We start from the raw sequence: 10,586 nt of genomic DNA on the forward strand, positions 1-10,586 counted from the left end.
TTTGCTATCCGTACCACTGTGGCCAGACGGACGATGGATTCTGCTCCTTCACTTCAATCTCCACCCGTCGGTTCTTCGCCCGCCCTTTCTTCGTCGCATTGTCGGCCACATGTTGCCCGATCGGGACGATGGTGATCTCGATGTGGTTCGGGTCATAGCCCTGCGCGATGAGATAGGCGCGGGCCTTGTACGCCCGTTGCTTGGCTGTCTCACGTTCGATCCAGAGATCCTTGTCTCCGTCCGTGTACCCACGCACGTGCAGGCAAGGGCCACGGCTCATGATCTGTTTCAGGTGGGATTGCAGAGGCTTGCTGGGACGAAACTCAGACCGTCCTGTCCGTTCGGATACACGGAAGATGATACTGTGGCGATGCACTTCGACCTGTTCCCGTTCACTCAATTCAATGACTCGCGGTCTCCATGAATTGATCTGTTCTTTGGCTATCGGAGACGGAGGGGAGGGGGATGGCACTGCTGATGGTCCGATGCTGCAGGCAGGGCCCACCGAAGTCGATCGCTCCTCTTCACTCTGTATTGTCTCCGTTCGTGATAGGCTCTGATCAGACCCAGCCGGAGACGTATTACCCTCAGGTGATAGAGCCACGTTCGTCGGTGGGCCTTTGGATTCTGGTGACAGAGGGTTGATGGTGAGTGCCGCCTTCGTGATAGCCGGACCGGACCGAGATTTACCTTTGGCCAGTTCTTGCTGGTTGAGTTGCATGAGTGTCAGCGCGGCACTCAACTCCTGGACCTGTTGCGTCAGCGATTCTATGTGTCTAGTGAGGAGACTTTGTTCCTGCTTCTCACGCTGGTCGCTCTTTACCCGTTCACGGTACTGCTGGATCATCTCATCGGTATTGATCGGCACGCGAGCCGCACCGGATGGCACCACTGGCTTCTGAACACAAGCCAGCGTCGCGGCGCAGGCGATGAGAATCACAAGCGACTGAAGTCGTACCTGTCTTTTGATACATATTGTCATACGTCCCTTTCTTCTCTATCTCGATCCACCAGGGATCGATCAACGTGCTTCTCTATTCTCTGAGCTCTTTCTTCTTCGCTCACAGGACTCATCTTCTCTGAGATGTCGTCATCGGTCTTGTCAGTCCATTGCAGCTGGGCCACAAAGGCATCGACCAACCCGTTCACCTCTTCGAGAGTCGGTGGATCGCGCGACACCACCGGCGGCAGGGTGGTCAAGTCCATCGCCAGCTTCGAGAGGTCGATCGGCTCATCCGGTTGTGCTGGACGCACTCGTCGTTCGACTTTCGCGCGATGGAGTTCCAGGTCGAGTCTGGGAATCTCCACGGACAGCTCCCGACGTACGAACGCCGCCTCTTCAAGTTCCACTTGGGTCGGCATCCGCTTTCCGACCGATGCAAGGGACGGACTGATGCGCTTCAACCGATCGATGAAGATCGGATCGGCATAGAACCGGGCCTTGTCACAGAGGATCGGCTTCGTATGCATGAGGTTGATGATCGCTCGCTGGTCTCCGAGTTCCTTCACTTCCTGTGGCAGGAGCAGAGGCCGCGCCTGTTCCGACCTGGTAGAACTGGACGACGCCTGTTTGCCGTTCCCCCACGCCAGTGGTCGGCTCGTGCCGGTCGAGATCCCCTCGGCCGTATAGGTGCCGAGCATCTGGGAGTAGTGCTGTGCGTCTCGTTGTTCACGAGGGGCAAACAGGATCTGACAGGCATGGTTGGTGACGAAGGTGCGCGCGTCCTTTTCCCCATAGACCGATTCGAGCTGTGAGAGGCTCTGAATGATGGGGAGCAGGCGCAGATTGTAGCCGGCCATGAAGCCGACGGCCTTCGCAAGAATATTGACCAGCCCGAGGGCGGGGAACTCATCCAAGATCACGAGGCACTGGTGCTTCAAACGGGGATTCGTGGCGGGTAAGTCGATGGTGTTGTAGTGAATCAATTGGGAAAAGAACAGGTTGACCAGCAGCGCCGCATCGCTGAGCCGATTGGCCGGAATGCCGACATAGATCGACATCCGCTGCGCGCGCACCTGTTTCAGGTCGAAGTCCGTCGCACTCGTGGCCGCGTCGACGACGGGATTACTGAAGATGGTGAGGGGAGCCGTCAGGGTGGCAAGAATGCTCGCCATCGTATTCTCGCTGGTGGCGCAGAACCGGTGCAAGGCCGCCGTACAGTCGTCGCTCAGCGGGGCGTTACTCTTGGCTCTGGTGCCGATGAGATCTTCCAGATACTCCTTGATGGGCTGCCCCTTGCCGGAGGCCTGGCGGAGCACTTCCCCGAGACTGCAAGGCAGGGATGGAGTCTCCATGATAGAGAGGGTTAGGCCAAGAAAGAGATTGCGGGCAGACTCGTTCCAAAAGGCATCCCGTTCATTATGGTTCGGATAGAGCACCTGCCCGATGGCTTGGATCTCGCCCACGCGCCGATTTGGGTCGCGATCGACCGCATCCAATGGGTTCCAGCGATGGGTCTGGCCGTCCGTAGTAAAGGGATTGAACAGGTAGACGTGATGGCCGTGCGCTTGTCTGAACTTCGATGTGTAGGCGAAGTTTTCCATCTTGATGTCCAGTACGACCACTGACTCGTCGTAGTGGAGCAGGTTCGGGAGCACGATGCTCACGCCTTTTCCAGATCTAGTCGGCGCCGCCAGCAAGACGAATTCCTGGCCCCCATAGACCAAGTACCGCTTGCCCACTTTCCCAATGATCACCCCGCGCTTTCCATAGAGCCCGGCCTGTTGAATTTCATCATGAGTGGCAAATCGCGCCTCGCCATGGAGCGGCTTCTTCCCATTGGTCCGGGACACCAGCAGCAGCGCCGGGATACCGAATCCGATGAAGCCGCCGACTGCGGCGGAGAATTGCAGCCGCTTCCGCTGAATCGGATCCTCCCGATAGGCTTGCCAGGAATCGGGCCAGTTAGATAGGGAGAGGTCCTCCGGCATCTGTTTGTTGGCGAGCGTGAAGACGGCGCCGGCGAGGGCATCTGCTCCGCAGAGTCCGAGTGGGAGATACAGCAACAGGGCGATCGCAATCCGCATGCGCTTGCGTGACATCGGTTCCTCTAGGCCCTCACCAGGATGGCTTCTCCGAATCGCGCCACGAGTTTCGCAATCGGGTCATAGTGGACTTCCGCCACGTAGCGGTCTTTTCTGATGGGCCGCCCATGTTCGTCATACTGATTCTGCGCGACCACATGAATGATCACGTCGATGGTTAAGGCCACCAAGCGCTTGAGAGTCGGCACATCGTAGGTCGCCGCCTGTTCGTGTTCTTTGCACATGAAGACATAGCGTTCGGCCGCGAGGGCACAGGACTCCGCGTGGTAGGAGGTAATCGAGCCACTGTGACCGGTCGTGAGGAGTTTGAGGAAGTCGAAGGCCTCCCCGCCACGCAATTCTGCGAGGAGTACCCGGTCCGGCTTCATCCGGAGTGTGGAGGCGATCAATTCAGACGGTGTGATGGTTGCCGCTCCCTGTCCTCCTTTGGCGTACAAGAGATGCACGCGGTTGCCGTGCTGGGGGAGTAGCAATTCGCGCACATCCTCGATCGTGATCAGGCGTTCCTGCTCGGGGACCGCCTGACAGATCGATTTCATGAGGGTGGTTTTGCCTGAGCCTGTGTCCCCCACGACGGCAATATTCTTTTTCGCCAGCACCGCTGCCCGAATGAACGAACCCAATTGACGATCGGTCAGATACTGCACGAGCTGTCGCTCAATGGGATCGAGCTCGGCGGCCCGACAATCCAGCGTCGCTGCCTTGGCCCAGCCATAGCGGCTGAACGCTCCCTCTCTTTCATATTCATCCAGTGTCTTGATCCAGGCGCTCGGGCGGCGAATCGAGATGGAGATGGTTCCCAGTTCCACCGCCGGCGGCAGCACGATTTGCACTCGTTCTCCATCGGGCAACATGGCCGAGAGAATCGGGTGGTGCGGTCCGATTTCTTGCTCAGTCGCCGTCGCGATGGCCGTGGCGAGCGCCGTCAATCGATCCAGAGTCAGGTCCGGTGCAATGTAGTGCTGCCAAGCTGCACCGACCTCGATATAGACTTCCTGTGGCCGATTGACGACGATCTCGGTTGCGCCGGGCAGCGCGAGGTACTGTAGTAATGGTCGCAACAACTCGCGTACCATCGTGTCGTGCGCGAGCAGGTCAGTGGGGGTGCAGTTCATAGACTGTGCTGAAATCCAAATCCCGCGCGACAAAGATCGTCCCGCGGTCGCCCTGATTCTTGTAGAGCGTGGGTTTGATATTGATGGTCGATTGGAGGATCAGTTCCGCCATGCGGTTCCCTGTCGTGGCGGAATGTTGATAGATCCCCAAACTCTGTGCGCCCCCGCCGCCGGCCTGCGTCGCGGTGGCCAAACCGATCCCGTCCTGTACGAGGGAGAGGAGAAAGGCCGCGCCCAGCCGGTCCCACCAATGGTTGTCTACGACTCCCACTAAGCCGGAGGTACCGAGTGCGTCGGCAGCCGGGGAATTGAGATTGATCACGACGCCCATCGGAGTCTTGACTCTCGTCCAGAGGAGAAAGAGGCGGCGCTGGCCCTGCGCCATCGTCGCCGCATATTCACCGACCGCTTCCGATCCTCGTTCCAACAACACAACACGTCCGTTGTCACTATAGACATCGCTGTTCAGGACGCAGGTGGCCATGCCCGCCACTTCATTGATCACTCGCACGGTCAAGGCGCAGTCGATCGTTCGGCCTTTTGGCAAGATGAGATTACGATCACCCAAGAGACCGGCTTGGACCTTTGGAGTGTCCGATGGCGTCAGGAGCCCACCGATGGGACCGGCGCCGCTGGCCTGAGGACCAGGTGGCGCCGCGAGCCCGACGCTCGTCACGCCTATCGAAGAGCCGCTGGGTCCGCCCATGTACCCGATCGACGATGGTGTCGAGCTTCCTGTGTCTGTCGCCGTACTGACAGGCATCGCTAGTCCGCCCAGCATGCTCCCGGACCCCGTGTCCGGCTGTCTTGTGCCGTTGAGGAGTTCGCGTACCAAGGAGATGGCCGCGTCCGGTCCGGTTGCCATTTGTGGAGTCCGAGGACTGTCTGAAGCAGGGGAGTTCGTCACAAGGACCTCCCCACCAAACCGACTGGAAGAACGTCTGCCGAGTGATGGATTGCCTTGTGTCTGGTCAGGAGCCAGTGCGATTGATCGGCTTCCGTCGTCGATTCCTCGGTCAAGGGACGACTTCATCGCACGGTCAGCGGACGCGACAGGGGACTGGCTGGTCGACCGCACGAGTGCGGTGGTGTGTTGCGGTGCCAGGGGATCGCGATCGGTCTCGAAGACTCGCTTGAGTCCGACCTGGGCTGGTTTATTCTCTACCTTCGCAGCCCGTTCTTCCTGTGTGGCCTCCGCCTTTCGCTTCGCACTATAGGTGTTCGCCGCGAAGACGAGTCCCACCACGAGCACGATGGCCATCACGACCAGAAACGCCACGCGCGCCGCTGTTTCGTTCCTGCCACTGGCCTGGTGATTGACCGACACAATCCCATCGACGATGGGAGGCTTCTGCTCAGCTCGCTTGCTTGATTCGTGTGATTGTTCCATTTGTGTTTCTCAGCGCAGCGTCCTGGTGATGCCCGAGACGGTGGTTCCCTCAATGGCTGGCACCCCGGTCTTGTCGTAGGCGTCATTCCAGATGCCGACCACGGCCTCGCCCAAGCGCAAGACAAACCGCCGCCCCATCCGCTGCACGACGGCGAGGTCTTTCTCCATGTGGAAATTGATGCGGGTTTCTTCACCCAACGGCGAGAAGTAGAAGATCGCGGGGATCTCGCGATTGGGAGGGAATTGAAAGTAGGTGAAGCGGCCGTCATCGAACACGAGCGAAGGCGCGATATCGTCTCCCCCCTGAAGCACCTCCATCGAATAGGACCAATTACGCGGTTCGGGCGTAAAGGAGTCTAGCCGCTCGGTGAGAAGGTCGGCCTTGTCGCGAGCGTGCTTGGTGCGATGGGCCGAGGTTTGCATCGCCGTCATGGTTGCTGGAGTTGGGGGGACCAACGGATGGCGGAAGATCACACGATACATCGGCTCATCCTTTCCGCGTTGTCCCTGCCCGGTGTTCTGCCTGCGTCCGACTCGATCGTTTCCCACGACGGTGAACTCCAAGCTGTAGTCGCGTTTGTCCGTGCGGATCTCCAGATTGTTGTGCGTTGCCTGGTCCTTGGGCTTCACCCACACCTGATTGGTGCCGACATCGGCCCTGATGCACCATTCCGCTTCTTGCTTTGCACAGTCCGCGAGAAAGCCGCTGCCGGCGATCACGATGCGTTCGTCGTCTCCCAGCACAATGCGAGTCACGACACCACGGCGCACCGTCACTTTGGTCACTTCGTCCTTTTGATAGGTCACGTACCGGACTCGTTGATCTCCGTTGCCCGGCTCCGGGACCTCCGCTGCGATCGATGAGGCTCCCGAGCAGAGGAGGGTGGCGATGAGCCATGCCGTGATCGACCCTCGGTGTTGCTTCATGGTGTGCATGACCAAACCCTCCCTATTTCTTCTCGACCATCGACAGGACCGAGGTTGGTGGCGTGATCGTCCCGATTTCCGCATCCACCCGATAGCCCGTCACTTTGTAGCCCAGCGGGTTCTGGATCAGATCCTTTTCCTGCCCCTTCATCGTATGGCGGTACTCGAAGGAGACCGTCGCGATGAAATACTGCGGCGGCTCCACGCTGTGCGCGTCGGTCCGCTTCACCTGCTTCTCGAACCGCACCGTGGCCTTCGGCCCGATTGCATCGTTGTGGACGGTGACACTCAAGACGTTCACGCGCCATTCGATGCCGGTTCCCAACTGCTTATCGCGGGCGTGTACGCCGTCGAACAGGCTCGCGTAGTCGCGACCGATCTCGTCCGTACTCATCGCCAAGACCTGGTCGTAGTCGGCTTGGAGCAGCCGGTACGAGTAGGACTCCCGCGCGATCACGTATTTTTGCGTCCAATGTTTATCGAGCAATTCCTGATAGCCCAGCACGGTCCGATCATCCGCCGCGCTCACCAGCTCCACATTGCCGGTGGCGCGATCGATCGCAAAGACATAGGGCACGGTGGTCTTGAAGGGAGCCAGACCGGCGAGGCCGATCCCCAAGATCACGGCTAGAGCACAGGCGGTGCCCGCGACCCACCAGGCCTTTCGTTCCGACACCTCCAATCGCACCCGCCAGTCGGTATCCCAGTCGCGCCCTTGATCGTAGAATTGCGGTTCGTCCGCCGCGTTCACCACTGAGGGGTCCACCTGCTTCTCGGTCATTGTGTCTATCCTTTTGCCTTTCGCCTACCGAGCAGGACTAAGGCGTCCAGGGGGCCATGTTATTGAAGCTCCGCGCCGTGCCTGGCGCCAACATCTTCAGGACTCGTTCCTGCTGTTCCTGTTGCGCGGCTTTTTCTTCCGCCTCGATCATCGATTTCATTGTGAGAATCCGGTTCGTGTCGTTGCTCACCTGCGCCTGCTCGGCGGCGATTCGGCCATTGAGTTCCAGAATTCCTTTTTCGTCCTCGGTCTGATTGATGCGAGTCGTCAGAGCCCGGATCTGTTGCATCCGGCCGAGCAACATCTGATAGGTGTTGGCGTAATAGGCCTGACTTTGGGGCGTCTGGTTCAACATGTTCTGGCAGATCCGCAAGGCATCGCCGGTCTTGCCCTCGCAGTTGTAGATCATGCGATTGTGACGGATGATCTGGGCTGCCGCGGTCATGCCCTGGACTCCGCCGGAGCGAATGGCGTGGTACACGGCATTGACGTCGGAGGGGACGACACCAGCGAGGGTGAGGTTGTTCATGAGACTGCCCATGTTGCGCGAGCCCACGATCGCATTGATTTGTTGCTCCGCTTGGAGGATCTGTTGCTGCATCTGTTGGAACTGTTGGATCCAGGCCAGAGCCTGCACGATCGATTGCACCAGATTGGCCGTGTCGATGACGGGGATACCCGTGCTGTTGGCTTTCGGCGTTGGACTCAGGATGAGCAGCACGACGACTGCCATTGCGATCACTGTGCGTTTCATGTGGGACATGGATTACTCCTTTCGGGAAACGCTGTTGCGTAAGCGCTCGAACGAGGCCCTTTGATAGAGGTCGCTCCCTGGCTGGGTCTTTCCGGTGGGAAGCGAACTCAGCAGGCGGGCCGCTCCGGTTCGGGGTCCACTCAGAGATCCACCGCTAGAGGCTATGGCCAACGGGACCAACCGACTCAGACCGGAGGTGACGCTGTGCACGAGCAGCATTCCAGTCCTGGTGGCATCCCCACCTGGGTTCCCCAACGAAAGGCCTCCGGCCAAACTTGCCCCCAGCGACGCAACATGGAGCAAGACATAAGCGGCAGTGACGGAGAGGAACAGCAAGCCGACGACATCTGCCAGAATCGAGGTGGTTGAATAGGCTTGCAGGACATGGAGACAAGCATTCCGCAGCAGGCTCGCGAGAAACGTAATCACCGCCATGATGAGGATATTCGTAAAGACCGCGACCAACGAACTGGACAGCCAATTCTCCGCATAGCGCTGGGTCACGGGAAACATCGCGCAGAAGATGAAGGCCGGGCCGACCGCCAGCAGGAGGGCGAGACTCACCTTCGCGACGAGAAAGAGCCCCATGGCGACGAAGGCCATCACGATCGACGCCGTGGCGCAGATGGCTCCCGCGATGAAGAGGGAGAATTGCGGGACGAGTCCAGAGCTCGCTTCGGTGAACAGCGTTTCCATGAGCGTCGTGAAAGGGTCGGCCATCTGGTCAATGGTCCCTCCCATCGAGAGGACTCCGCCGAAGGCTGACGCGAAGGCCTCTTGAATCCCGTCCAATCCATCCTTCACGAGACTCCGATACTGCGGGCCGTTCAACGTCAGCCCGGTGATGAGCGCCACGCGAAACCAGCGCCACACGAGCGCGGTGACCGGTTCCTGCACGTCGCCGCGCATGACTTGAAAGCCGGTCCACATCACATAGAGCGTCACCGCCGTCACGGCGACCGGCGTGAGCACTCCGATGACGGCATCGCTGGAGGTCACGACATAGTGGTCCAACGCGTTGTTGACCGACTGCTCGATGTAGGTCGCCATGCCCATAGGTTGCTTTATGCGACTCCTCTTCCGTTCTCCTGCCGGAGACGTTTCCGCGTCGCGATGCGTTCATGAAATAGGGGGAGCCAGTTTGTGGGATCGTCGCCCACTTCTTCTCTGATCTGATCCAACAACGTCACGTTGTCAGTGGTTCCAGAAAGGACATTCAACAGATCGGTCATGCCACCTAAGTCGAATTGCACGATCGCCGAACTATGACCCTGCTTCACCAGAAACAGACGGCTCGCCTCTCCGAGATTCTTGATGATGTGAAATTCCGCCTCCGTGACTTTGAATCCCTGGACATAGTCATCATGGTCGGCGCGAGGATTCGGCAAGAAGATCTGCGTCACGCTCTGTTCGACCATCGTCTTGCCGATCGAATGTCGCAGCACGTCCGAAGGCGATTGCGTCACAAAGACGCCGAGGCCTGATTGTTTGCGGATGGTCTTTTGCTTGTTGAAGGCGAAGTCCGCGAACAGCGGGTCTTGCAGCGGCTTCCAGAATTCCTCCATGACATAGATGAAGGGCTCGCCCGTGATCAGCCGTTCGGTCAGGTGGAGCAGATAGGCCATGATCGGGGTGCGAACTTCGGGATCATCCAGAAAGTCCGTATAGTCGTACCCGAATACTCGTACGTCGCTGATCTCATGGGTATCGTGTGGATTGTCGAAGGCCCAGCCCAGCGCGTGACCACGGGTCCATCGCTTCAATCGTGCCCGCACACTCTGGTCGCCGCTGGCTGGCAGGTTCTGCCGGAGGAGGGACAGACCACGCAGATCCGGTGAAACCGTTTCACTCATCACCGTCCGCACGGCCTGGCTGATCTCGCTCTGCTCTTTCGCGGTGAGCAATGGAATCTCGTCACCAGGCTGCTTCACGAGTTGGGCCACGAGCTGTTCGCAGAATTGCCAGTTATTGGGGTGGGGTTTGAGCTGCAGGGGATTGAAGCCGGTCGGCAGGCCGCGTTTCAGGGACTGATACTGTCCGCCCATCGCCCGGATGCCGATCTCCGCGCCTCGATCTTTGTCGAAGACCACGCAGCGGAGGCCCTGGTACTTGGTGGCGAAGGCCAGGAGAGACAATTCAAGCGCGGTCTTGCCCACGCCGGTGCTGCCACAGATGAAGGTATTGCCGGGATACTTTTCATCGCGCGAATCCCGATCCTCCGGGGACACGTGGAAATTGAAATAGTAGGGTTGCCCGCTTGGGGTCTTGAACAGGGCCAGGGCTTCGCCCCAGGGATTGCCCGCTCGTTTACCGCGGGCGAAGTTGTGAAAGGGGCTGAGGCAGACAAAGTTCCGGCTGGTGATGACTGCTTCGCGCGGTCGCAGACTCCAGTTACCGGGGATCTGCGCGAACCAGGCACATTCGGGGATGACATCGACCCGCGCCATCTTGAATCCTGGCCCGTCCTGAAAGACGGCCCTGGCGTCGGCGAGCGCAGTGCTGACCGATTCTATCGTGTGGCCGAAGATGGCCAGACTGTAGTGGTACTGGCCCAGATCGATGAGCCCACTCTGC

At 59.2% G+C, this 10,586-nt stretch carries 8 protein-coding genes and 1 pseudogene; all 9 read right to left on the bottom strand.

The window, feature by feature from the left end:
* Positions 1-4 precede the first annotated feature (4 nt).
* Complete coding sequence (locus tag ACMTNU_RS15195) at positions 5-982, bottom strand: hypothetical protein (RefSeq protein WP_413936125.1); 978 nt, start codon at positions 980-982, stop codon at positions 5-7.
* Positions 979-3,042, bottom strand: a complete 2,064-nt coding sequence (locus ACMTNU_RS15200) for a type IV secretory system conjugative DNA transfer family protein (protein WP_413936126.1) — start codon at positions 3,040-3,042, stop codon at positions 979-981. The genes ACMTNU_RS15195 and ACMTNU_RS15200 overlap by 4 nt, the downstream gene beginning before the upstream one ends.
* A gap of 8 nt (positions 3,043-3,050) precedes the next feature.
* The gene (virB11, locus tag ACMTNU_RS15205) at positions 3,051-4,160 is read right to left on the bottom strand and encodes a P-type DNA transfer ATPase VirB11 (protein ID WP_413936127.1); all 1,110 of its coding nucleotides are present in this window, start codon (positions 4,158-4,160) and stop codon (positions 3,051-3,053) included.
* Positions 4,141-5,550, bottom strand: a complete 1,410-nt coding sequence (gene virB10, locus ACMTNU_RS15210; RefSeq protein WP_413936129.1) for a type IV secretion system protein VirB10 — start codon at positions 5,548-5,550, stop codon at positions 4,141-4,143. The genes virB11 and virB10 overlap by 20 nt, the downstream gene beginning before the upstream one ends.
* A 9-nt stretch (positions 5,551-5,559) precedes the next feature.
* Positions 5,560-6,486, bottom strand: a complete 927-nt coding sequence (locus ACMTNU_RS15215) for a TrbG/VirB9 family P-type conjugative transfer protein (protein ID WP_413936130.1) — start codon at positions 6,484-6,486, stop codon at positions 5,560-5,562.
* A 13-nt stretch (positions 6,487-6,499) separates the two neighbouring features.
* Positions 6,500-7,258 carry a virB8 family protein gene (locus ACMTNU_RS15220; RefSeq protein ID WP_413936132.1) on the bottom strand — a complete coding sequence of 253 codons (759 nt, stop codon included), beginning with the start codon at positions 7,256-7,258 and terminating at the stop codon, positions 6,500-6,502.
* Between the two features lie 37 nt (positions 7,259-7,295).
* A complete protein-coding gene (locus ACMTNU_RS15225; RefSeq protein WP_413936134.1) occupies positions 7,296-8,021 on the bottom strand; it encodes a type IV secretion system protein in 726 nt (241 codons plus the stop codon).
* 3 nt (positions 8,022-8,024) lie between these two features.
* Positions 8,025-9,062, bottom strand: coding sequence for a type IV secretion system protein (locus ACMTNU_RS15230; protein WP_413936135.1), 1,038 nt, complete (start codon positions 9,060-9,062; stop codon positions 8,025-8,027).
* 14 nt (positions 9,063-9,076) lie between these two features.
* Positions 9,077-10,586: pseudogene (locus tag ACMTNU_RS15235) on the bottom strand (VirB4 family type IV secretion/conjugal transfer ATPase); the annotation flags it as partial.

The organism is Nitrospira sp. BLG_1, from assembly GCF_047338595.1.
Taxonomy (GTDB): Bacteria; Nitrospirota; Nitrospiria; order Nitrospirales; family Nitrospiraceae; genus Nitrospira_D.

Excerpts from the sequence above, each read along its gene's own strand:
- ACMTNU_RS15195 (WP_413936125.1), bottom strand. The coding sequence starts at position 982 with ATGACAATATGTATCAAAAGACAGGTACGACTTCAGTCGCTTGTGATT.
- ACMTNU_RS15200 (WP_413936126.1), bottom strand. The coding sequence starts at position 3,042 with ATGTCACGCAAGCGCATGCGGATTGCGATCGCCCTGTTGCTGTATCTC.
- virB11 (WP_413936127.1), bottom strand. The coding sequence starts at position 4,160 with ATGAACTGCACCCCCACTGACCTGCTCGCGCACGACACGATGGTACGC.
- virB10 (WP_413936129.1), bottom strand. The coding sequence starts at position 5,550 with ATGGAACAATCACACGAATCAAGCAAGCGAGCTGAGCAGAAGCCTCCC.
- ACMTNU_RS15215 (WP_413936130.1), bottom strand. The coding sequence starts at position 6,486 with ATGCACACCATGAAGCAACACCGAGGGTCGATCACGGCATGGCTCATC.
- ACMTNU_RS15220 (WP_413936132.1), bottom strand. The coding sequence starts at position 7,258 with ATGACCGAGAAGCAGGTGGACCCCTCAGTGGTGAACGCGGCGGACGAA.
- ACMTNU_RS15225 (WP_413936134.1), bottom strand. The coding sequence starts at position 8,021 with ATGTCCCACATGAAACGCACAGTGATCGCAATGGCAGTCGTCGTGCTG.
- ACMTNU_RS15230 (WP_413936135.1), bottom strand. The coding sequence starts at position 9,062 with ATGGCGACCTACATCGAGCAGTCGGTCAACAACGCGTTGGACCACTAT.